This is a genomic window from Pseudomonas sp. TUM22785 (assembly GCF_028198105.1).
In the GTDB taxonomy this organism is placed as follows: domain Bacteria; phylum Pseudomonadota; class Gammaproteobacteria; order Pseudomonadales; family Pseudomonadaceae; genus Metapseudomonas; species Metapseudomonas solani.
In genome coordinates, this window is the sequence record NZ_CP116239.1 from 620,065 (window position 1) to 642,919 (window position 22,855).

A 22,855-nucleotide genomic window follows, 5' to 3' on the forward strand; every position below is an offset into this window, starting at 1 on the left:
AGTCAGCGGCGGCTGCATGTTCCGAGGTCTGGTTAAGGGAGCCAAAAGCAAAACCACGTTCTAGGAGCGCGGCTGTTTACTCCAGGGTTTGGCGCGGTCGCGCCGGCAAGCGGAACTCATCCGCCAGGCAGCCCACTTCAATCCGCAATCAGCTTGTCCACCAGGCCCGGGTCGTCGATGAAGCGATTGCGCGTGCCCTGGAGGCGGGCGATCTGCTCGTTGCGTGCGCGCTCCTCGGCGTCCACCGGGTCCAGGCGGTGCCATTCCTTGAACATCTGCACCTGGCCGACGATGGGCAGGCCGTACTCGATGTGCATGTAGAAGATCGCCCGGGCCACGTTGCCCTTGGCGGCATCGCGGGGCTCCACCAGCTGGAAGCTGGCCTTGAGGTCGCAGTCGGCGCCGAACTTGCTCGGCACATCGCCCACCATGCCGAACAGCGCGTTGCGCCGCGCCAGCTCGACCCGCGCCAGCTCCGGGTAGAGGTTGTGCAGGTCGGCGAGCATGAAGGGGTACTGCGGGTTGGCGGTCTTGCACTGGCCATCGGTGACGCAGCGCAACGCGCTCTTGATCTGCTTGATGGGGTAGACGGGGCTCGCCGCCAGGAGCCCGCTCTCGCCGTTGAAGGCCTTGCCGCAATAGAGCGTGGTGCCCGCGCCAGGGTAGAGCTGCTGCCAGAAGGCCTGGGTCACGGCCGCCTTCGGGTCGGGGAGCCGTGTCTGGCCGCCGGCCAGGGCGGAAAGGGGGATGCAGGGAGCGAGGCAGAAAAGCGCAATCGTTACTACGCGCATGGTCATGACCCTGTAAGACCGCCGGAAAAGGCTGGCTACTTCGTTCTTGTAGGACAATGCGGAGTCTATCAAGCGACTATTCTGAAGACAAAACCTACCGATCGCTTGCTCGGCAGCGGTAGCACCTCTGCAATGGGGGTTTTATCGAACTGATGGCATTTTGTGATCAGATCGCCAATCCACTGATTTGTAAGTTAATGCTTACATTGCCTGAAGGTTTTAGCTGCTTCCGCCTACATGGTTACAAGACTAATCTTTGCTCCATAGGGACGTAGCGCAGGAAGCGCACTGAATAACAGGGACTACGCCGGATTTCCGCCAGGATGGTGGGTAGATCAGGGATGTCAGGGATACAAGTCTGCAAAAACCTCGCTTCGGCGGGGTTTTTCTTTTTCTGGCCCAGGTTTCACGCAGTCGGCGTCACCAGCTTCTCCAGCAGCGCCTGCAGCAGCTCCAGCGTCGCCTGCTGGCGCTGGGCATCGCGGAACACCAGTCCCACCTTCAACGGCACCCGCGGTTCGCTCAAGGGTTTCCACAACAGCGCCTGGTTGGCGTGCAGCTGCCGCGCCCGGCCGGGCAGCACCGTGGCCAGGCGGGTGTGCGGCAGGCTGTCGAGGATGCCGGCCATATGGTTCAGCTCCGCCTGCACCTGGGGGCGCCGGCCGATCAGCGCCAACTGCTCCTGCCAGATCTGCCGCACGCGGAACTCCTCGCCCAGCAACAGCATCGGCAGCTCGGCCGCCTGGGCCAGGGACACCTTGCGGAACTCCTTCAGCGGGTGCTCCTCGGGGATCACCAACTGCAGCTCGTCCTCGTACAGCAGCTGGCTGTGCAGCCCGGGCTGGCGCGGCGGCAGGAAGCCGATGCCGATATCCAGGTTGCCGGTCAGCAGCCGCCGCTCGATATCCAGCCCCGACAATTCGTAGATCTGCACCACCAGGTGCGGCTGGGCCTCACGCAGGCGTTCCAGCAGCAGCGGCACCAGGCTCGCGTTGACCGTCTGCAGTACGCCGATGGCCAGGCTGCGGGGTGATTGGCCACGGAAATTTCGCAATGCCTCCCGCGCCCGTTCCATGCCGTCCAGCAGGGGCAGCGCATGGTTGTACAGCGTGTGCGCGGCCAGGGTCGGCAGCAGGCGCTTGCCGGTGCGCTGGAACAGGCTGACATCCAGCCCCTGTTCCAACTGGCGGACCTGCTGCGACAGCGCGGGCTGGGAGATGCTCAGGCGCTCGGCGGCGCGGCCCACATGGCCTTCCTCATAGAGCGCGACGAAGTAGCGAAGCTGACGAAAATCCATAAGCCTTTCTTATCAATAAAGCTGAAAAAACGAAATGTCATGCGCAGCGGCAACGCCCTAGTCTAGCCAGCATAAATGCTGGTTCAAGCGCTGGAGCGGGTGATGCAGGGCGTAGAAGTAAAAGCGATTTTCATAGGTAAAGCCGAAGATATCGGCGGTGGCCTCAGCAGCGCAATCGACAAGCGCGAAGTGGACCACCGCCTCTGGCTCTGGCCCCAGGGGCTGGGCAGCGACGAGCAGGGCGACCCGCGCTTCCACGGCGGCCCCGAACGCGCGCTGCACCACTACCCGGCCGAGCATTACCGCTTCTGGCGCAAGCACTACCGTCACCTCGCCTGGAAGGCACCGTCCTTCGGCGAAAACATCTCCACCTACGGCCTGACCGAAGAGCAGGTGTGCATCGGCGACGTGTTCCGCTGGGGCCAGGCGCTGGTGCAGGTCAGCCAGCCGCGCTCGCCCTGCTACCGCCTGAGCCGCCGCTGGGGCATCGAGGAGCTGCCGCGCTTCGTCCAGGACACGGGCCGCTGCGGCTGGTTCTACCGGGTGCTGCGCCCCGGCTTCGTCAGCCGGGAAGACCGCCTCGAACTGCAGGAGCGCCGTTATCCCGAGCTCAGCGTCGCCCAGGCGGTACGCGCCTATTTCCACTCACCGCTGGAGCACGAAGGGCTGCGGCAGTTGCAGCAGTGCGAAGCCCTCAGTGGCCGCTGGCGCGACGGGGCCGCCCGCCGCCTGGACAGTGGCCAGGTCGAGGACTGGAGCGCACGCCTGCACGGCTTGCCGCTGGAGGGGATGCGCGCATGAGCGACTACCAGATCACCCTGGAGCGGAACGGCGTGCTGTTCGCCAACCTGGAGGTCAGCCAGGCGCGCTACGTCGAAATGACCGCCCTGCTGCGCGAGCGCTTCCCCTCCGCCGAAGGCTTCGCTTTGCGCATCCGCCGGCGCCGCGAACTGCGCCGCATCCTCGAACAAGGCCCGGAGGGCTTGCGCCTGCTGGGCATCGAATACCGCCACGAAGAGGTGCCCGAACATGCGTGACCCCCTGGCCGGCCTGCGCCTGATGCGCACCGTCGAGCGCCCCTCCCAGGTCTTCGTGCGGGGCCAGGGCTCCTGGCTGTGGGATGCCGACGGCCGCGCCTACCTCGACTTCACCCAGGGCTGGGCGGTCAACAGCCTCGGCCACAGCCCAGGCGTGGTGGTCGAGGCGCTCAAGCGCCAGGCGGAAGCGCTGATCAACCCCGGCCCGGCCTTCTACAACCGCGGCATGCTCAAGCTCGCCTCGCGCCTGTGCCAGGCCAGTGGCAGCGACCAGGTCTACTTCCTCAACAGCGGTGCCGAAGCCAACGAAGGGGCGATCAAGCTGGCGCGCAAATGGGGCCAGCTGCACCGGGGCGGCGCCTACGGCATCGTCACCGCCTGCAACAGCTTCCACGGCCGCACCCTCGCCACCATGTCCGCCTCCGGCAAGCCGGCCTTCCAGGCCCTGTTCGAGCCCAAGGTGCCCGGCTTCACCAAGGTGCCGTTCAACGATCTCGACGCCCTGCGCGCGGCCGTCGACGACAGCACGGTGGCGGTGATGCTGGAGCCGGTGCAGGGCGAGGCCGGGGTCATCCCCGCCACCCTCGAATACCTGCAGGGCGCCGAGCGCCTGTGCCGCGAGCGCGGCGTGCTGCTGATCCTCGACGAAGTGCAGACCGGCGTCGGCCGTTGTGGCGCCTTGCTGGCCGAAGACCTCTACGGCGTGCGCGCCGACATCATCACCCTCGGCAAGGGCCTGGGTGGCGGCGTGCCCCTGGCGGCGCTGCTGGCCCGTGGCAACGCCTGTTGCTTCGAACCGGGCGAGCAGGGCGGCACCTACCATGGCAACGCGCTGATGACCGCCGCCGGCCTCGCCGTGCTCAACACCGTGCTGGAGCCGGGCTTCCTCGAACAGGTGCGCGAGGTCGCCCAGCACCTGCGCGAAGGCCTGGCCCGTGTCGCCCGTCGTCATGGGCACGGCCCCTTGCGCGGCCATGGCCTGCTCATCGGCATGCCGCTGATCGAGCAGCGCGCCGATGCCGTGGTCCGCGCCGCGCTGGGGGAAGGCCTGCTGATCAACGGCCTGGCCAGCGACTGCCTGCGCTTCTCCCCGGCGCTCACGGTCAGCCACGCCAACGTCGATGAAATGCTCAAGCGCCTCAACCGCGCCTTCGCCCTGGCCAAGGGCAAACACAAGGAGCCCGCCTGATATGCGCGTCGCCATCCTCCAGCACGTGCCCTTCGAGGGCATCGGCCGTATCGCCCAATGGCTCGACCTGCGCTCGGCCCAGGTGCGGGTGCACGACCTCTATGCCGGCTGCGCGCTGCCGCAGCTGGATGACTTCGAACTGCTGATCGTCATGGGCGGCCCGATGAGTGTCCACGATGAAGCCGTGCTGCCCTGGCTGGCCGGCGAGAAGGCGCTGATCCGCGCGGCGCTCGAGGGTGGCAAGCGGGTGCTGGGCATCTGCCTGGGCGCCCAGTTGCTGGCCGAAGCCCTGGGGGCGCAGGTGCGCCCGGGCGAGGCCGAGATCGGCTGGTGGCCCATGGAGAAGCACGCCCTGGCCGAACACTCGCCCCTGGGCCGCATGCTGCCGCAGCGCCTGATGGCCATGCATTGGCACGGCGAGACCTTCGACCTGCCGGCCGGCTCCATCCCGCTCTATGGCTCGGCCGCCTGCGCCAACCAGGGTTTCGTCTGGCAGGAGCGCGCCATCGGCCTGCAATGCCACCTGGAAAGCACCCCCGAGAGCATCCACGCGCTGCTCGAAGCCTGCCCCGAGGACCTGGCGCTCGCCGGCTCGGTGGAAAGCGCCGCAGCCATCCGTGACGGCTACCCCCACTGCAGCGCCCTCGCGCCGACGCTGTTTCGCCTGCTCGACTACCTCACCGGTCCCCACGCCGTGCTGACCTGACCCTTTCCCCTCGAGTCTGTTTTCTCAACCGCCCGGTGGCCCTGCCCTTTGCCCCGGGCGGTCTTTCATTCAGGGCAATGAAAGGCTTCGCGAACAGAGCTCGCTCCCACGGAGTGCTGTCCCCGGAAATCGTGGATGGGGCTGTGGATAAGCTGTGTGTACACGGCTGCGCGCCTTGCACTGCAAAGCGCTTCGTCGGGTGATCGATTTCCGAGCAAACGGGGTCGCCATGGTTCCGCTGGGCCTCGCTGCGCTCGGCGCCAACCTACGGGCGGTGCGGCCTTGTAGGTCGGGTGCAACCCGACGGCCCGAGCAACGAAGCCCTGCGGGTTTCACCCGCCCTACCTGTCCCCGGAAACCGTGGATGGGGCTGTGGATAAGGTGTGTGTACATGGCTGCGCGCCTTGCACTGCGCAACGTTTCGTTGGGTGGCTGTTTTCCGAGCAGGTGCGTGTTGCGATCAGGGCCGGTACAGCTCCGGCCGGCGGTCGTGCAGGTAGGTGATGGCGGCGCGGGAGGTTTCCAGGGCTTCGTGGGCGATATCGGCCAGCAGCAGGGTTTCGTCGCGGCCGGCGCGGGCGGTCTGTTCGCCGTCGGGGCCGTTGAGGCTGGAGAGGCCGCAGTAGCGGATGGCACCCTCGGCGCCGCAGTAGTTGGCGTAGGCCAGGTAGCACTGGCTTTCGTAGGCGCGGGTGCGCACCAGCACGTCGCAGACGAAGTCGTACGGCACCATGTTGGCGGTGGGCACCAGCACCAGGTCGGCACCGGCCTGGGCCAGGCGCCGCACGTTCTCGGGGAATTCCACGTCGTAGCAGATCAGCACGCCGAGCTTCCAGCCTTCCAGCTCGATGATCGGGCAGGGCGCCTCGCCAGGGCTGAACATGCCCCGGTCCAGCTCGCCGAACAGGTGGGTCTTGCGGTAGTTGCCCAGGCGCTCGCCCCGCGCGTCGATCAGTTGCGCCGAGTTGAACAGGGCGCCGTCCGCGCCCCGTTCCGGGTAGCCGTAAAGAATGGCGATACCCTGCTCGCGGGCGATGGCGGCGATGCGCTGTGCCCAGGGGCCATCGCTGGGCTGGGCCAGTTCCTGCGCCGCCTCGCGGCCAATGTTGTAGCCGCTCAGGTACATCTCCGGGCCCACCAGCAGGCGGGCGCCGCGCCGCGCCGCCTCGGCCGCCTGGCGGTGCAGGCGCGCGAGGTTGGCCTCCGGGTCCAGCGGCAGGGGCGGGCACTGGTAGAGGGCGATGCGCATGGCGTCTCTCCTGGTCATTCCGGCAGGGCGATCGGGCCGAGTTCGGCGAACACATCGCCCGGGCCGGGGTTGGCGGCGTGGGTGGCGCCGCCGTAGTGCTTCATGATCCCCCACACGGCGTTGAGCGAGGTCTGCACCGCGCCCTCCACCCAGGCCGGGGTCCAGGACACGTCGTCACCGGCGATGAACATGCCCTTGTGCTCGGCGGGCATGTCGTCCTGCATGAAGTGCGCGTACATGCGCTGGTTGTAGCGGTAGTGGCCCGGCAGCGCGCCCTTGAAGGCGCCGAGGAAGTGCGGGTCGGCCTCCCAAGAAACGGTGATCGGGTCGCCGATGATGTGGCTGGCGATGTCCACATCCGGGTAGATCTTCTTCAGCGCGTCCAGCGCCAGCTTCACCCGCTTCTCGATGGGTTGCGGCAGCATCTTCAGCGCGTCGCTCATCCAGGAGTAGGAGAGGCAGATCACCCCCGGCTTGTCGTCGCCGTTGTCGAACAGGTAGGTGCCGCGGGTGAGGCGGTCGGTGAGCGTCATGCTCAGGGTGTCGCGGCCGGTGACCGGATCCTTGTCCTTCCAGAAGGGGCGGTCGACCATCACGAAGGTCTTCGACGACTGCATGTAGCGGGTGCGGTCCAGGGCCATCCACATCTTCTGCGAGAACAGCGATTCCTCGCATTCGATCTGGGTGGTCAGCAGCCAGCTCTGGCAGGTGGTCAGCACCGCCGCGTAGTGGCGGGTGTCGCCCCAGGCGTCGGTCACCGCCAACTGGCCGTCGGCGGCGCGGGCGATGCGCTTCACCCCCGGGCGCGGCGCGCCATTGTGCAGCGACGCCAGGCTGGTGCCCGCCGGCCAGTGGGCCATGCGCTCCGGCACGTGGCGCCAGATGCCCAGCGGCACCTGCTGCACACCGCCCACCACCAGGTGCTGGTGGTCGTCGCAGTTGGTCATCACCACGCGGAAGATCTCCAGCATGGAGTTGGGGAAGTCCGAGTCCCAGCCGCCGGTGCCGAAGCCCACCTGGCCGAACACCTCGCGGTGGTGGAACGACAGCTTGGCGAAGGCCTTGGAGGTGGCGACGAAGTCGTAGAAGGTGCGGTCGTCCCAGAGCGGCACCAAGCTGTTCCACAGCGCTTTCAGGCGTTTGGTGTCGCGGTCGCGGATGGCCTGCTGGATCTCGCTGAACTGCGCGCCGTCCTCCAGGGCGTCGGCCCAGGCGTCGGCCACCTCGCGGAACAGCGCCGGCAGGTCGGCCATCTTCTCGGCGTAGTAGGTCTTGCCTTCGAGGTCGATCACCGTGCTGCCGGAAGCCGGCGTCAGCGGGTTGGGGAAGGGGCGGGTCTCAAGGCCGAGCTTGTCGACGTAGTGGTAGAAGGCCGTGGACGACACCGGGAAGCGCATGCCGCCCAGCTCCGCGATGATCCCCTCGGTGCCTTCGAAGCTCTGCGAGCGCAGGCGGCCACCCATTTTCGAGGCCTCGTAGACCACGGGCTTGAGGCCCAGCTTCATCAGCTCGTAGGCCGCCACCAGCCCGGCGATGCCGGCGCCGACGATGGCCACTTCCTCGCCCTGGCGCTCGGTGGGGATGCTGCCCAGGCCGGCGGGGTGCTCGATCCAGTCATCGAAGGCGAAGGGGAAGTCGGGGCCGAAGATGGTGATCGGCTTCTTGCCGTCGGCGGGGTGTCGATTGGTGGTGTGCATGGCGACCTGAAGAATGAGGAGGCTGTCTGGGCAGCGTTGACGTCATTCTAGGGAGGCTGTTTTTCGTCCATAAGACGTTTTATGTCGTCACTAAGTGAGTTTTTATAGCTAAACGACGATCATTTATTGCGATATGACGAAGAGCTGTCCTGCCCACTCCGTCAGTCAGAAATATTCCACTTCACGTAGAGACAAGTCTTCCAACAGGGCGGGACGCGCGCGGGCCGGTCCTGGGTATCGATCGGCGATCATCCGAGCATTCGCATGGAAACACTCGGAGATGCCTCATGCACGCTTGGCTCGTTCGTACATTCATCTTCTGCTGCTCGGTAATGGGGGGCATGCAGATGGCGTGGGCCTTCCCCGCGACTTGCGTCAGATCGGCCGAAGCGCCGCCGACCATGGCGCCCCTGCCAGCGGAACTGGTGGTGCCACGCGACGCGCTGGTGGGCAGCGTGCTGTTCGATACCCAGCGCTGGATCCAGGGCGGCAAGGCGGACGTCACCTGCGGCGGGTTCCTGCAGCACGGCGACCTCTGGCTGCGCCGGGGCTTTACCAGTGGGGCGAGCGTTGCGGGGCATGCGAACGTCTACCCCAGCGGGGTGCCGGGTATCGGTATCCGCGTGGCCTGGTCGCGAAACTCGACGACGCTGCCGGCGCAGATGAGCGGCGGCGAGTTCATGAACTCGCCGCGCAAGACGGATGCGCTGGCCTGGGGGCGCTACACCCCCGCGAGCAACTGGTGGATCCAATTGGTGAAGACCGGGCCGATTTCCAGTGGCACCTACAGCATCCCGGCAGTGGAAGTGCACTACCATGACGAGCGCACCAACTCCCTGCGCTTCCCCGCCATCTCCATCGCCTTCCAGGCGCGCAGTTGCCGGCTGGTCGATGGCCGGGACCGCACCCGCATGCTGCACAAGACCTGGCTGAAGGACTTCTCCGGCATTGGCAGCACCGCCTGGCCGCTCGACATCACCATCAACCTGGATTGCGATCCCGGCCTCAACATCGCCTACCGCATCGACGGGGACACACACGACGAATCGACCCTCAAGAACAGCACGGATGCGGAGATGGCAAAAGGCGTGGGGGTGCAGCTGACGGATACCCAGCACGTCCCGCTGCGCACCGGCCATGAATACCCCCTCGGGCAAAGCGGAGCGGCTGGGAAGGTGATGCGAATTCCGTTGATGGCCCGCTACCGCCAGGTCGCGGAGAAGGTCACTCCCGGCCCTGTGGTCGCCATGGCCACGCTTACCCTGTTCTACCGCTGATCGTTCAGGCCGGGCCGGGCAAGGGCTGGCCCCGGTCGATCTTGCAACTGAGGATGATCGAGGTGGTGGTGCGTTCCACGCCCTCGACATTGCCGATCTCGTCCAGCAGCAGGTCGAGCCGCTCCGGTGACTCGGCCCGCAGCCAGGCCACGTAGTCGAATTCCCCGCTCACGGTGCACAGCAACTGCACCTCGGCCATGCCGGTCAGCCGGCGCAGCACGTCCTTGCCGCTGCGTGGCCGCACGGTGATGCCCACGTAGGCCTGCAGGCCGCCTTCGGATACCCGCGGGCCCAGGCGCACGCCGTAGCCGCTGATGACGCCGGATCGCTCCAGGCGCGCCAGGCGCGAGTTCACCGTGGTGCGCGCGATGCCCAGGCGGCGGGCGAGGGTGGCGACGCTTTCCCGGGCGTTGATCTGCAGGGCGGCGATCAACTGACGGTCGGTTTCGTCGAGAAAGGCGGGTGCATCTGGCATGGCGAGGCTTCGGGTGGGTCAGGGAGTGACAAGGCTACCCGAATGCCGGTGGAAGTCACGGTGTGCCGGTGAAGCGGCGGGCGGAGTCATGCCATCCGGCGATCAGGGGTGATGGCCTACAGCTAGGTGCGGATTGACCGAGGCTTTTCCCTACGTGCCGCCACAGTTGCTGTCGTTAGGATTTTCGCCCGTATTCTCTGTGGGCGTTTCCATGAACCCTCTCATCTGCAGCAGGCTGGCCGGCGCTCTGGCGCTCTTCATTTCCGGGTTGGCCTGGGGGGCCAGTTGCAGCGGCTCGGGCCAGAAGACCGTCTATCCGCTCCCCACGACCCTCTCCCAGCAGCGCGACGCCCCGATCGGAACCGTGCTCTTCGACACCAATGGCTGGATCGGCACGGGCATCGCCACTGCCAACTGCGTCGGGCCCGGCATCGCCGTGCAGGACCATGGTTTCGTCGAAGGGGCCACCCCGAGCAGCATCGCCTACGTCTACGAAACCGGGGTGCCTGGCGTCGGCATCAAGGTGGCCTGGAGCAACAATGCCAACCGTCCCCCCGCCACCATGAACGGCGGGGCCTTCATGGGCTTCCCGCGTACCGTGACGCAGATCTCCAACACCAACTACGTGCCCGCCCAGCGCTGGTGGATCCAACTGATCAAGACCGGGCCCATCGAGACGGGCACGCTCAAGCTCAACCCGATCCGGGTCTACTACCACAACCTGCTGACCAACGAGCTGACCTTCCCGCCCACGCAGATCGTGTTCAACAAAAGGGGCTGTCGCCTGGCCAGCGCCGACACCACGGTGAAGTTGCCGATCGCCAACCTGCATCATTTCAATGGGGTCGGCAGCGCGGCCCGGGAGAAGGCCTTCAGCCTGAATCTCGATTGCGACCCTGATATCCGCATCTCCTACCGTGTGGACGGGCTGCATGAAGCCGGCTCGGTGCTCAAGAACGTGATAGGCCCGAACATGGCCCAGGGCATCGGCGTGCAACTGCTCAAGGGCAATGGCGGGGCGCCCCTGGCGCTGGGCGCCAGGAACGAGCACCTGAATACCGGCGCAACTGGCGGCCCCAGCATGATTTCGCTGGTCGCGCGCTATTACCAGCTCGAGCCCACGGTCAGGCCGGGGCAGGTGCTGACCACCGCCACCCTCACCCTGTTCTACGAGTAGCGCGGTTCAGGCCCCGAAGAGCTGGCGCAGCGCGCTGGGGGAGAGCCCCGTCCAGCGCCTGAGCGAGCGGCGGAAGTTGGTGCTGTCGTGGAAGTGCAGGTACGCCGCCACCTCGTCGTTGCCGTAGCCCTTGATGCGGTAGAGGTAGAGCGCCACGTGCTTGCGCACCAGGTCGCGCTGCTCCTGGTAATGCGTGCCGTGCTTGGCCAGCTTGCGCTTGAAGGTGGCCGGGCTCATGGCGAAGGCCAGGGCCGCGTCCTCCAGCACCGGCGCCTCGCGCACCCGCTCCAGCAGCCAGCCGTAGAGCCGGTCCAGCAGGCTGGCGCGATGACCCAGCGCCGCCAGGTGGCGCGCGCATTCCTGGCGTGCGACCTGGCCGGCGGTCTGCGACGCCTCCGGCAGCGCCCGGGTCAGCCAGGCGCGCGGCACCTGCATGGCATCCACGTGCTGGTCGAAGCGCACCTCTTCCCCCAGGTGCACCCAGTACTGCTCGATGCAGCGCGGCTGGCCATGGGCGAAGTGGTAGCGCCACGGCAGCCGCTCCCCGCCCAGGCGCCGGCACAGCGCTGCCACTGCTGCCATGCTCGCCTCCAGCAGGAAGCGGCGGTGTTCCCCCGCCCCGCAGGCGTCCACCCAGTAAAGCCAGGCGTCCTGCTCGTCCAGCACCAGCCGGGGCGCCAGCAACGGCGTCAACAGCGCCCGCTGGCGGATCAGCTGCCCCAGCGCATCCTGCAGGTGCTCGGCATGCAGCAGGGTGTGGCTGGCGGCGCCGTAGTGGCCGGGCAAAAGCCGCTGGCCGAAGAGAAAGGCCGTGTCGTCGGCGGCCAGCAGGCGCCGGGCATTGCCGATCAGCCCGAGGAACTGCTGCGGGCTGACGAGCTGCCCGCCGGCGAGGATGTCCTCGTAGAACAAACCCGTCCCCCGCAGCAGGCGGTGGCTGTCGATCCCCCGCGAGAGCGCCAGGTCGATCAGCACCGCCGGCTGGCCATGGGCCGGGATGAAGCGGCTGTCGCACTCGTACCAGTCACCCCTGATGGTCATCGCGCACCTCAGGCACTGTGGGCCAGGCGCGGCGAGCGGGCCTTCGCCAGGGCCAGGTTGAGCCGTTGCAGCAGCGCCTCGGGGCTCTCGTCCAGGGCCATCGCCACCGCTGTGCTGGCGCGCAGTTGCAGGCGCTCGCCGTGCTGGCGGGTGCGGTGGGCGAAGTGCGCCACCGCCTCGCCCAGCTCCGTGGCCAACTGGTGCGCCTGGCGCTCGCCGGTGTTCGGCAGCAGCACCACGAAGCGGTCGCCGGCCAGGCGGCAGAGCAGGTCCTGGCGGCGCAGGTTGAGCAGCAGCAACTGCGTCAGGGCCAGCAGCAGGTGGTCGCCCTCGGCGTGGCCGAAGCGGTCGTTGACCTTGCTGAAGTCATCGATGTCGAGGATCACCAGCGACAGCGGCTGGCCGTTCGCGGCGGCTTCGCCCATACCCAGCTCCAATTGGCGGCGCAGGTAGTCGGCGTCGCCCAGCGGGGTGAGCGTGTCGAACTGGCGGTGCTCGCGGAACAGCCGCTCGCGCTTCTCCATCTGCGCGCTGATGGCCAACTGCTCGCGGTGCCAGTGGTAGATGCCCAGGGTCAGCAGCACCAGGCCGATGGGCATCGGCACCGACTCCAGCCAGTGGTCCCAGTGCACCGTGTCGGGCATGCGGATGAACTCGTCGAGGCTGTCGATCCACCAGGAAAAGAACACCCCGGCCAGCCCCAGCACCAGCAGGTTGGTGACCCGCCCGGCGGGCCGGCTTTTCAGCACCAGGCCGATCCACACCAGCGCCAGCAGCGCCGAGCCGCCTTCGCCGAGGATGTCCAGCCACACCCACTCCGACGTCGCCTTCAGGTCGCCCACCGCCAGGTGCAGCAGCAACCCGGCATTGGCAGCCAGGAACAGCGCGGTGAGCTTGAGGCGGTGCAGCTTCAGCAGGGAGGTCATGGGCAGGTCCGCAGGGTTAGACCGGGCCAGCAGAGCAGATGATTGTGACGGCGAAGTTGCAGCGCCGACGGGCACCGGGAGGGTCGGATCGGCTCAGGGGACGTGGGCAGATTTTCAGGTGCCCGGGGTGCATTTCGTAGGGGCGAATTCATTCGCCAGGCAGCCCGCAGGGCTGCCCCGTGTGGCCTGGACGCTGTGTCGCCCCTGCGGGGCGATGGGCGAATGAATTCGCCCCTACCGTGGCGCTGGCGGGTCCTATCAGCTCAAAACCCCGGGGTTACCCCCGCAAAACCCCGTCATTCCTGCCTTGCGCCCGTTCGTTGTCACAGAAGCTTCATCCGTGCTGCCTAGCGTCCGCTCCCAAGTTGCCGGGCCATTTGCTCGGCCTGGATTCCATCCTGGGGAGAGCATTCATGTACAAGCGCAGCACCGCCGCCCGGCTTGCGGGCTTCACCTTCAGCGCACTGACCCTGGCCGTGGCCAGCGTTGCCTGGGCCGCCGACGAGGGCGCTGCCGGCGCCACCGAGCACGTCGAAGTGGTCGGCCAGGCTGCCAGCATCGACAAGGCCCTGAAGGAACAGCGCGCCTCCGACAGCGTGGAAAGCGTGGTGCATGCCGACGGCGTCGCCCAGTTGCCGGACCAGAACGCCGCCGAAGCGGTGCAGCGCCTGCCTGGCGTTTCGGTGGAGCGCGACCAGGGCGAAGGCCGCTTCGTCAGCGTGCGCGGCCTGGGCCCGGACCTGAACAGCGTCACCATCAACGGCACCCTGGTGCCGGCCCCGGAAAGCGACCGCCGCGCGGTGGCCCTGGACGTGCTGCCCGCCGAGCTGGTGCAGTCGCTCACCGTGATCAAGACCCTCACCCCGGACATGGACGCCAACTCCCTCGGCGGCACCGTCGACGTGGAAAGCCTTTCCGCCTTCGACCACGAGGGGCTGTTCTACACCGGCAGCACCGAAGCCAGCTACGACGAGAACACCGACAAGACCAGCCCCAAGTTCTCCGGCGCCATCAGCGACCGCTTCAGCCTCGGCGACGGCATCGACAACTTCGGCGTGGCCGCCGCCCTGAGCTGGCAGGAGCGCAAGTTCGGCTCCGACAACGTCGAGACCGGCGGCGCCTGGGACTTCGAAGACGGCGCCCGCCTGGAGGAACTGGAGCAGCGCGACTACGCCATCACCCGCGAGCGTGCCGGCGGCGGCCTCAACTTCGACTACAAGCCCGACGACAGCTCCAGCTACTACCTGCGCACCCTCTACAGCCGCTACAAGGACAGCGAGACGCGCAACGCCGCCGGCATCGAGTTCGATGACGCGCGCCTGCCGGGCGAAACCGGGGATGGCGAGGGCTACCGCGAGCTGAAGGACCGCGAGGAAACCCAGGAGATCCAGTCCTACGTCTTCGGCGGCGAACGCATGATGGGCCTCTGGACCCTGAGCGGGCAGGCTGGCTACAGCCAATCCAGCGAAGACAGCCCCGGCCACATCGCCGGTGCCACCTTCGAAGGCACCCGCGACTTCACCGGCACCGGCTTCGACGACAGCAAGAAGCCGCGCCTGAACGTCGAGAACGGATTCTACGACCCGGCCAACTTCGCTCTCGACCAGGTCGACTGGGAGAAGCAGAACACCGAAGACACCGAGAAGAACATCCGCCTCGACCTGGCCCGCGACTACGACCTCTCCGGCTACGCCGCCCAGGCCAAGTTCGGCGGCAAGCTCAGCCGCCGCGACAAGACCAACGACCTGGAAGCCTGGACCTACGAGGACCTGGATAACTTCTTCACCGACGAACAGCTCAACCTCGGCCAGTTCCAGAAGGGCAACGTGCACTACGCCCTCGACCGCTTCGGCCCCGGCATCAGCGCCAGCGCCATCAAGGGCCTGCTCGGCCAGCTCAACGCCGCCGACTTCTACAACGAGGAAGAGTCGCGGGTGAACGACTTCGACATGAGCGAAGACATCAACGCCGCCTACCTCATGAACACCCTGGACGTGGACGACTGGCGTTTCATCGCCGGCATGCGCTACGAGGGCACCGAGTTCGAAGCCAAGGGCACCGGCATCCGCGATGGCGACTACGAGAGCATCGAGCGCAAGCGCGACTACCACCACTGGCTGCCCGGCCTGCACGCGCGCTACCAGATCGACAAGGACACCCAGCTGCGCGCCGCCTGGACCAAGTCCGTGGTGCGCCCGACCTTCGGCCAACTGGCCCCAGGCTTCGTCATCGACGGCGACGAAGCCAGCTTCGGCAACCCCGACCTGTCGCCCCTGGAGTCGACCAACTACGACTTCGGCATCGAGCACTACCTGGGCCGCGCCGGGGTGGTTTCGGCCTTCGTCTTCTACAAGGACATCCAGAACTTCGTCTACAACACCGACCTGGCCGGCACCGGCGACTGGGCGACCTTCGACGAAGCCAACACCTTCGCCAACGGCGACAGCGCCAAGCTCTACGGCCTGGAACTGGCCTACTCGCAGAAATTCGACTGGCTGCCCGCCCCCTGGAACGGCCTGCTGCTGGGCGCCAACGCCACCTTCAGCCGCTCCGACGCCAGCATCGAGGGTTTCGACCAGGCCAGCGGCCGCACCCTCAAGCGCGACATCGACCTGCCCAACCAGTCCGACACCGTCGGCAACCTGATGCTGGGCTGGGAGAACGACAAGCTCAGCCTGCGCCTCTCGGCCAACTACAAGTCCGACTACCTCTACGAAGTGGCCCCGGTGGGCGACCGCCAGCACGACCTGCACGTGGATGCGCAGACCTTCGTCGACTTCAGCGCCCGCTACTTCCTGACGAAGGAGCTGCAGCTGTCCTTCGAGGCGCAGAACCTCACCGACGAGAGCTACTACGTCTACACCGGCAGCCGCAGCTACAACGCCCAGTACGAGGAATACGGCCCGACCTACACCCTCGGCCTGACCTTCACCCACTTCTGATCGCCGCGCCCTCCCACCGGGGAGGGCGCTCCCCCGCATCGCCTGGAACCGCCCGATGACCCACACCCACACCCGCAATCCCCTGCTGCTCGCGGCCCTGCTCGGCCTGGCCGCCTGCCAGCCGCAGCCGGCCGCCGAAGCCCAGGCCCCGCAACTGGCCCTCAGCCCCTGGGGCGCCTCGGCCAAGGTCAAGGCCGAAGACCTGCGCCAGCTGCCCGGCTCCGCCATGCGCCTGGCCGCCAGCGAGCGTAATGGCCTGCTCCTGCTGGACGGCGAAGGCCAGGAGCTGGCGCGCCTGCCCGGCTCCTTCTCCAGCCTCGACCTGCGCAGCGCCGGCCCCAAGGGCCTGATCGCCGCCAGCCTCGACAACGCCACCCAGCAGGCCACCCTGGTGGGCCTGGATACCGACACCCATCGCTGGGGCCGCACGCTGCAACTGCCGGCCCGTGACTACGCCGTCGCCGGGCTCTGCCTGTACCGCGACGACGCCCGCAACCTCTACCTGTTCCTGGTGGGCGAAGACGGCCGTGGCGAGCAGTGGCTGGTGGGCGCCGGCGAGCGCCTCAACGCCGAAGCCCGTCACGTGCGCGGCCTGGCCCTGCCGCCGGCCGCCGAGTACTGCCAGGTGGACGACGCCGCCAACCGTCTGTTCGTCAACGAAGAGAACGTCGGCCTCTGGGCCTACCCGGCCCACCCGGAAGCCGACAGCGCCCGCGTGCCGGTGGACCTGGTCGCCCCCTTCGGCGGCCTGGCGAAAAGCGCCGGCGCCATGGCGGTGGTCCCCGGCGGCCTGCTGGCGCTGGACCCTGCCGCCGCCCGCTTGCACCTCTACCAGCAGCAGGGCGAGGCCTGGAACGCGGTGGCCAGCCTGCCGCTGGCCGGCCTGGAAGAGCCCGAGCGCATCGCCGTCGCCACCAGCGCCCAGGGCACCAACCTGCTGGTGCAGGACGACGCCAGCGGTCGCCTGTACCAGGGCCGCCTGGACTGGCAGGCGCAGCCCGTGGCCTTGCCGCCCGTGCTGCCCAGCGTCGCCGCCCTGCGCCAGAGCGAGCCGGTGGGCCGCCAGGGCGACGCGGCGGACGACCCGGCCATCTGGGTCAACCCCAACGACCCGGCCGCCAGCCGCGTGCTCGGCACCAACAAGAAGCAGGGCCTGCTGGTCTACGGCCTCGACGGCCAACTGCTGCAGGAGCTGCCGGTGGGCCGCCTGAACAACGTCGACGTGCGCCCCGGCTTTGCCCTCGGCGGCCAGCGGGTCGACCTGGCGGTGGCCAGCAACCGCGACACCAACAGCCTCAGCCTGTTCGCCATCGACCGCGCCACGGGCGAGGTGAAGCCGGCTGGCGAGGTGCGCACCCCGCTCAAGGAGATCTACGGCATCTGCCTGTTCCAGCCGGCCTCCGGCGAGCTCTATGCCTTCGCCAACGGCAAGGACGGGCGCTTCCTGCAGTACCGCCTGGACGGCGCCAGCGGTGAAGCGAGCGGGCAACTGGTGCGCGAATTCCGCGTCGAGAGCCAGCCCGAGGGTTGCGTCGCCGACGACCAGCGCCAGCGCCTGTTCATTGGCGAGGAAGACGTCGGCGTCTGGGCCCTGGACGCCCGCGCCGAAGCCCCCGCCGAGCTCAAGTCGGTGATGCAGGTGGGCGAGACGCTGCACGCCGACGTCGAGGGCTTGGGCCTCTACCAGAGCGACGCCCACGACTACTTGGTGATCTCCAGCCAGGGCAACGACAGCTACGTGGTGCTCGACGCCGAGCCGCCCTTCGCCCTGCGCGGTGCCTTCCGCGTCGGCCTCAACGCCGCGGCCGGCATCGATGGCGCCTCGGAGACCGATGGCCTGGAAGTCACCTCCGCCAACCTCGGCGGCCCCTGGAACCAGGGAATGCTGGTGGTGCAGGACGGCCGCAAGCGCATGCCCGAGCAGACCCAGAACTTCAAGTTCGTGCCCTGGGCCGAAGTGGCCCGGACCCTGGGCCTGCACTGAGCTGTCATCAACCCGTCATCGCCGCGTAATCGAATAGGGCCCTGCGGGGCCCGGCAACACGAGGAACCAACCATGCACGCAACACTGGAACAGATGACCGTCTGGGGCCTGATCAGCGACGCCAGCCTGCTGGTGAAAGGGGTGATGGCGATCCTGCTGTTCGCCTCCCTGTTCAGCTGGTACCTGATCGTCCAGCGCGGCGCCCTGCTGGCGCGCATCGAGCGCCAGGCCAAGGCCTTCCAGGCGCGCTTCCGTGGCACCGCCGACCTCACCCAGCTGCAGCGCCGCGACGAGGCGGACGAGGACGCCGCCCTGGAGCGCATCTTCCACGCCGGCTACCAGGAATTCGCCCAGCTGCGCCGCGAGCCGGGCATCGCCCCGGAGATGGTGGTGGACGGCGTCGAGCGCGCCCTCTATGTCGCCATCGCCGAGCAGGAAGAGCGCCTGGAGAAGGGCCTCACCTTCCTCGCCACCGTCGGTTCGGTCAGCCCCTACATCGGCCTGTTCGGCACCGTGTGGGGGATCATGAATTCCTTCATCGGCCTGTCCCAGGTGCAGCAGGCGACCCTCTCCACCGTCGCCCCGGGCATCGCCGAAGCGCTGATCGCCACCGCCATCGGCCTGTTCGCCGCCATCCCCGCAGTGATCGCCTATAACCGCTTCTCGGCCCGCGCCCAGGGCCTGGTGGCGCGCTACTACGCCTTCGGCAACGAACTGCAGGGCCGCCTGCAACGTCGCCTGGCCGGCGCCAACCCCGTCGCCGCCGCGGCCTGAGGTGCAGCATGCTCGTCCGTCCCCAGCGCAAGCACGGCCCCAAGGCCGAAATGAACGTGGTGCCCTACATCGACGTGATGCTGGTGCTGCTGGTGATCTTCATGGTCACCGCGCCGATGCTCACCCAGGGCGTGAAGATCGAATTGCCCAAGGTGGCCAGCGAGGCGCTGCCCCGTGACAGCCAGCAGCGCATCCTCACCCTCTCCGTGAAGGCCGACGGCGGCTACTACTGGAACCTGGGCACGGAGCTGGACACCGAAAGCCAGACCGACAGCGCCGTGGCCCTGGAGGAGATGACCGCCAAGGTGGGCGCGTTGATCGCCGAGCGCGGCGACACCCAGGTGTACATCCGCGCCGACCAGGACGCCGGCTACGGCAAGGTGGTGGCAGCCATGGCCGCGCTGCAGCAGGGCGGGGTGGCCAACCTGGGGCTTATCACCGAGGCGCCGCAATGAGCGTGATGGTCATGAGCGATGCGCCTCTTTCCCGCCTGTCGCTGCCCAGTGCCCGCGCCTGGCGCAACGCCTTCGCCGCCGGCTGCGCCCTGGCTCTGCACCTGGGCGTGCTGGCGCTGCTGATGGCCGGCTGGGCCCCCGAGCGTCCCGCCGAGCCGGCCCAGCGGGTGCTCACCACCCAACTGATCAGCCTGCCTGCGCCAGCCCCCGAACCGGCTCCCGCGCCGGTGCAGCCGGTTGTTGCCGTAGCCGCCCCGGTGGAGCCGCTGCCGGCGCCCGTCGAGCCGGTGCCGCCGCAGGTGGACCCGCGAATCGAGCAGCGCAAGCTGGAGCAGGCCGCCCTGGCCCGCAAGCGCGTGGAAGAACAGAAGCGCCAGGAGCAGGTGCAGCAGGAAACCCGGCGCCGCGAGCAGCAGCGCCTGGAAGCCGAGCGCGTCGCCGCGGCTGCCGAACAACAGCGCCAGTTCGATCTTGCCCGCCAGGCGGAACAGCAGCGCCAGGCCGCCGAGCGTGCCCGCCAGGCCGAAGCCGCCGCCAACAGCCGCCAGTACCTGCCCATCGCCAAGGAGGCGCCGGACTATCCCCAGCGCGCCCTCGACAAGGGCATCCAGGGTGACTGCACGGTGGAGTACCGGGTCAACCCGCAAGGCCGCGTCGAGGACCCGCAGGTGGTGGGCGACTGTCACCCCCTGTTCATCCGCCCGTCATTGGTCGCGGCGCAGACTTTCCGCTACCAGCCGCGCCTCGAAAACGGCCAGCCCGTGGCCGTGCCAGGCGTGCGCAACACCTTCCACTACCGCATCGAACGCTGAGCGCGGAGCGCCGGCGCATAACCAGAAGAGAACCGTGATGACCCAGGATTTCGACGCCTTCCACGCCGCACTCGCCGCCCATGACGACGTGGCCATCAACCCCAGCGGCAACCGCAGCCTGGACCAGATGGTGGACGCCGGCCGCCGCAACGTCCTCAAGGGCGGCCTGGCCATGGCCGCCCTGGGCTTCTTCGGCGGCGGCATCAGCGCCTGCCGCGCGGTGGCCGACGACGGCCTGCTGGGCTTCAAGGGCGTGCCCCAGCAGTTCGATGCCAAGTTCGACAAGGTGATAGTCGCCGACGGCTACAGCGCCACGCCGTTCTTCTCCTGGGGCGATGCGGTGCTGGCCGATGCGCCGGCCTTCAAGGGCGACGCCAGCGAAACCTGGGAAGACCAGCTCAAGCAGGCCGGCGACAACCACGACGGCATGCACTTCTTCCCCTTCCCGGATGCACCCAACGACCACGGCCTGCTGGTGATCAACCACGAGTACATCAACCCCACGCTGCACAGCGCCGGCATCGTCTTCGTCGAGGGCAAGCGCAAGGCGGAGGACGTGAAGAAGGAGCAGGCGGCCCATGGCGTCAGCGTCATCGAGGTGAAGAAGGACGGCGACGGCCACTGGCAGCGGGTCGCCGGCTCGCGCTACAACCGCCGCATCTCCACCCTCACGCCCATGCAGCTCAGCGGCCCGCTGGCCGGCCACGCCGCCATGAAGACCGCCTCCGACCCCAGCGGCCTGGAGGTGATCGGCACCCTCAATAACTGCTCCATGGGCGTGACCCCCTGGGGCACCTACCTCGCCTGCGAGGAGAACTGGCACAACTACTTCATCAACCGCGACCCGGCCGACTATGCCCAGCGCGTGTCCCACAAGCGCTACGGCATCGCCAAGGAAGGGGTGAGCAAGAACTACGGCTGGGAGACCGCCGACGCCCGCTTCGACGCCACGCCCTACCGCGACCAGCCCCACGACGGCCATGTGCAGGAACCCAACCGCTTCGGCTGGGTGGTGGAGATCGACCCCTTCGACCCCACCAGCAAGCCGAAGAAGCGCACCGCCGTCGGCCGCTTCTGCCGCGAGTGCTCCACCCTGTCTCTCGGCAAGGACGGGCGCATGGCCTACTACTACGGCGACGACACCAAGGGCGAGTACATCTACAAGTTCGTGCCCAGCGGCCGCTTCGACGCTGCCAACCCCAAGGCCGCCCGCGACCTTCTGGATGAGGGCACCCTCTACGTCGCCCGCTTCGACGATGGCGGCAAGGGCCAGTGGCTGGCCCTGGTGCACGGCCAGAACGGCCTCACCGCCGAGAACGGCTTCGCCAGCCAGGCCGAGGTACTGCTCAACGCCCGCGCCGCCGGCGACATACTCGGCGCAACGCCCATGGACCGCCCCGAGTGGGTGGCCGCCCACCCGGAGACCCGCGAGGTCTACGTCACCCTCACCAACAACGACGACCGCGGCAGCAAGAAGCCGGTGAACGCCGCCAACCCGCGCCCGCACAACCTGCACGGGCAGATCCTGCGCTGGAACGAGGCGGGCGGCGATCCCACCGCGACTTCGTTCCAGTGGGAGATCTTCCTCCTCGCCGGCGAACCCCTGGGTGCCAAGGACGACAAGGGCCAGGCGGTGCCGGCCAACCTCATCGGCACCATCAACGGCGACGCCTTCTCCTCCCCGGACGGCCTGGCCTTCGACCCCGCCGGCCGCCTGTGGATCGAGACCGATTTCGACGACATCGAGCCGGCCATGGCCCGCATCGGCTGCAACCAGCTGCTCTGCGCCGATCCCAAGACCCGCGAGGTGCGTCGCTTCCTGGTCGGCCCGCGTGGCTGCGAACTCACCGGCATCACCTTCACCCCGGACGGACGCAGCATGTGGGTGAACATCCAGCACCCCGGCATCAGCTACCCCGCCAGCGACGGCAAGAGCCGCCCACGCTCCACCACCGTGCTCATCACCAAGAACGACGGCGGCGTGATCGGCAGTTGATGCACGCGATGATGGACCGCTCTTCGTAGGTTGGCGCCGAGCGCAGCGAGGCCCAACGATGCGGACTCGACTCCGCGCGTTGGGCTTCGTGCCTCAGCCCAACCTACGGGGTGCATGACGCCGCTCTCGTAGGTCGGGTGAAACCCGACGCTCCGCTATGGCTTCGGCGGCCGCCTGTGCACGCCGGCCAGCACCTTGTCGGCGAAGGCGGCGGGGCCGCGTACTTCGAGGTAATGCACCTGCTCGCCATCGGGGATGAAGAACACCTGGTAGGGCTTGCCGTCCTGGCTGGTGCGCCAGGCGAAGAGCTCGATGCCGTCGATGCGGTAGGGCGTGAGGCTGGCCTTGTCGCCGCACAGGTTCATGGCCTGGCGCATGGCGAACACCCATTCGCGGGCCTCGGGCGTGGCGGCGCTGTCATCGCCGAACAGCAGGCGCACCTGTTGCGCCGGGGTGCCCAGGCCGGCATTGCCCAGCTCCTGCTGCGTCATCGGATGGTGGGCGAGGCTGTGGCCGTCGGGGTAGCGGGCGATCAGCAGATCACCGCTGTGCAGCAGCAGCTCGGGCTGCTCCACCAGGCCCAGTTGCAGCTTCTCCTTGCCCGCCAGCACCAGCGGCAGGCCCGGCGCCTTGGTGACGGCCAGCTCCTGACGGGCGGCAGGACGGTAGTCGCAGCCCTGGGCCAGGGCGTTCGAGCCAATCACCAGCAGGGCCAGCGGCAGCAGGCGTTTCATCGTCGTCATCCATGCGTCTGTGAGGCGGCGAGCTTAGCAGCGCAGCGGAACCCCGGGTGCGCCACCGTTCTCGTGCTCAAGCCGAGTGGTACAGGGCGGCCAGTTCATCGGCGAAGGCTTCGAAGGCGGCCCGCACCGGCTGGCTCGGCTACCCATCGGATGCGACATTCAGTCGCGCCTTCAGCGTTTCAACGGCATGGCGCCAGGGGGGCGAGGCGGCGCCTGGCGACCAGCGGTATGGCCTGAAACCCGCACAAGGATTGATACAGGGAGGGTTGGCGCTGGTGGCGCCGTGC

At 68.0% G+C, this 22,855-nt stretch carries 20 protein-coding genes; 12 read left to right on the top strand and 8 right to left on the bottom strand.

The window, feature by feature from the left end:
* Positions 1–137: 137 nt before the first annotated feature.
* Both PI990_RS02885 and PI990_RS02890 read right to left on the bottom strand, forming a co-directional pair.
* A complete protein-coding gene (locus PI990_RS02885) occupies positions 138–791 on the bottom strand; it encodes an endonuclease I family protein (RefSeq protein ID WP_442969312.1) in 654 nt (217 codons plus the stop codon).
* Positions 792–1,197: 406 nt separating this feature from the next.
* Positions 1,198–2,088: a LysR family transcriptional regulator gene (locus PI990_RS02890; RefSeq protein WP_021222738.1), complete on the bottom strand. Its 891-nt coding sequence runs from the start codon at positions 2,086–2,088 to the stop codon at positions 1,198–1,200.
* A gap of 102 nt (positions 2,089–2,190) precedes the next feature.
* Here PI990_RS02890 and PI990_RS02895 point away from each other — a divergent pair, with 102 nt between their 5' ends.
* Genes PI990_RS02895 through PI990_RS02910 form a run of 4 tightly spaced genes read left to right on the top strand, consistent with a single transcriptional unit; the run spans position 2,191 to position 5,020 of the window.
* Positions 2,191–2,889: an MOSC domain-containing protein gene (locus PI990_RS02895; protein ID WP_271661257.1), complete on the top strand. Its 699-nt coding sequence runs from the start codon at positions 2,191–2,193 to the stop codon at positions 2,887–2,889.
* Positions 2,886–3,125: a hypothetical protein gene (locus PI990_RS02900; RefSeq protein ID WP_271659774.1), complete on the top strand. Its 240-nt coding sequence runs from the start codon at positions 2,886–2,888 to the stop codon at positions 3,123–3,125. The genes PI990_RS02895 and PI990_RS02900 overlap by 4 nt, the downstream gene beginning before the upstream one ends.
* Entirely contained in the window at positions 3,118–4,314 is a 1,197-nt protein-coding gene (locus tag PI990_RS02905) for an acetylornithine transaminase (RefSeq protein WP_271659775.1), read from the top strand. Before PI990_RS02900 ends, PI990_RS02905 begins: the two co-directional genes overlap by 8 nt.
* 1 nt (position 4,315) lies before the next feature.
* On the top strand, positions 4,316–5,020 hold the full coding sequence (locus tag PI990_RS02910) for a type 1 glutamine amidotransferase (RefSeq protein ID WP_271659776.1): 705 nt from the start codon (positions 4,316–4,318) through the stop codon (positions 5,018–5,020).
* Between the two features lie 460 nt (positions 5,021–5,480).
* Here the strand turns inward: PI990_RS02910 and PI990_RS02915 are convergent, their stop codons facing one another.
* The gene (locus tag PI990_RS02915) at positions 5,481–6,269 is read right to left on the bottom strand and encodes a carbon-nitrogen hydrolase family protein (RefSeq protein ID WP_271659777.1); all 789 of its coding nucleotides are present in this window, start codon (positions 6,267–6,269) and stop codon (positions 5,481–5,483) included.
* A gap of 14 nt (positions 6,270–6,283) precedes the next feature.
* Entirely contained in the window at positions 6,284–7,966 is a 1,683-nt protein-coding gene (locus PI990_RS02920) for a flavin monoamine oxidase family protein (RefSeq protein WP_271659778.1), read from the bottom strand.
* Positions 7,967–8,367: 401 nt separating this feature from the next.
* Here PI990_RS02920 and PI990_RS02925 point away from each other — a divergent pair, with 401 nt between their 5' ends.
* Positions 8,368–9,243 (top strand): fimbrial protein, encoded by an 876-nt coding sequence (locus PI990_RS02925; protein WP_271659779.1) that lies wholly within the window; start codon positions 8,368–8,370, stop codon positions 9,241–9,243.
* A 4-nt stretch (positions 9,244–9,247) separates the two neighbouring features.
* Here the strand turns inward: PI990_RS02925 and PI990_RS02930 are convergent, their stop codons facing one another.
* Positions 9,248–9,718: an Lrp/AsnC family transcriptional regulator gene (locus PI990_RS02930; protein WP_271659780.1), complete on the bottom strand. Its 471-nt coding sequence runs from the start codon at positions 9,716–9,718 to the stop codon at positions 9,248–9,250.
* Between the two features lie 211 nt (positions 9,719–9,929).
* Between PI990_RS02930 and PI990_RS02935 the strand changes: the two genes are divergently transcribed.
* A complete protein-coding gene (locus PI990_RS02935; protein WP_271659781.1) occupies positions 9,930–10,895 on the top strand; it encodes a fimbrial protein in 966 nt (321 codons plus the stop codon).
* Between the two features lie 6 nt (positions 10,896–10,901).
* Here PI990_RS02935 and PI990_RS02940 read toward each other — a convergent pair whose 3' ends face one another.
* Complete coding sequence (locus PI990_RS02940) at positions 10,902–11,936, bottom strand: AraC family transcriptional regulator (RefSeq protein ID WP_271659782.1); 1,035 nt, start codon at positions 11,934–11,936, stop codon at positions 10,902–10,904.
* A gap of 8 nt (positions 11,937–11,944) precedes the next feature.
* Positions 11,945–12,862, bottom strand: coding sequence for a GGDEF domain-containing protein (locus PI990_RS02945; protein WP_271659783.1), 918 nt, complete (start codon positions 12,860–12,862; stop codon positions 11,945–11,947).
* Positions 12,863–13,275: 413 nt separating this feature from the next.
* On the opposite strand from PI990_RS02945, the gene PI990_RS02950 reads away from it, so the two are divergent.
* The 6 genes from PI990_RS02950 (at position 13,276) to PI990_RS02975 (ending at position 21,825) form a co-directional block, all read left to right on the top strand.
* The gene (locus PI990_RS02950; protein ID WP_271659784.1) at positions 13,276–15,804 is read left to right on the top strand and encodes a TonB-dependent receptor; all 2,529 of its coding nucleotides are present in this window, start codon (positions 13,276–13,278) and stop codon (positions 15,802–15,804) included.
* Positions 15,805–15,859: 55 nt separating this feature from the next.
* Entirely contained in the window at positions 15,860–17,788 is a 1,929-nt protein-coding gene (locus PI990_RS02955) for a phytase (RefSeq protein WP_271659785.1), read from the top strand.
* A 72-nt stretch (positions 17,789–17,860) separates the two neighbouring features.
* Entirely contained in the window at positions 17,861–18,562 is a 702-nt protein-coding gene (gene tolQ / locus PI990_RS02960) for a protein TolQ (protein ID WP_271659786.1), read from the top strand.
* A gap of 8 nt (positions 18,563–18,570) precedes the next feature.
* Positions 18,571–19,017 (top strand): protein TolR, encoded by a 447-nt coding sequence (gene tolR, locus PI990_RS02965; RefSeq protein ID WP_021221553.1) that lies wholly within the window; start codon positions 18,571–18,573, stop codon positions 19,015–19,017.
* A complete protein-coding gene (locus PI990_RS02970; protein ID WP_271659787.1) occupies positions 19,014–19,829 on the top strand; it encodes an energy transducer TonB in 816 nt (271 codons plus the stop codon). The genes tolR and PI990_RS02970 overlap by 4 nt, the downstream gene beginning before the upstream one ends.
* Before the next feature lie 37 nt (positions 19,830–19,866).
* The gene (locus tag PI990_RS02975) at positions 19,867–21,825 is read left to right on the top strand and encodes a PhoX family protein (protein WP_271659788.1); all 1,959 of its coding nucleotides are present in this window, start codon (positions 19,867–19,869) and stop codon (positions 21,823–21,825) included.
* Between the two features lie 155 nt (positions 21,826–21,980).
* Here the strand turns inward: PI990_RS02975 and PI990_RS02980 are convergent, their stop codons facing one another.
* Positions 21,981–22,559 carry a hypothetical protein gene (locus PI990_RS02980; protein WP_271659789.1) on the bottom strand — a complete coding sequence of 193 codons (579 nt, stop codon included), beginning with the start codon at positions 22,557–22,559 and terminating at the stop codon, positions 21,981–21,983.
* Positions 22,560–22,855: the final 296 nt, after the last annotated feature.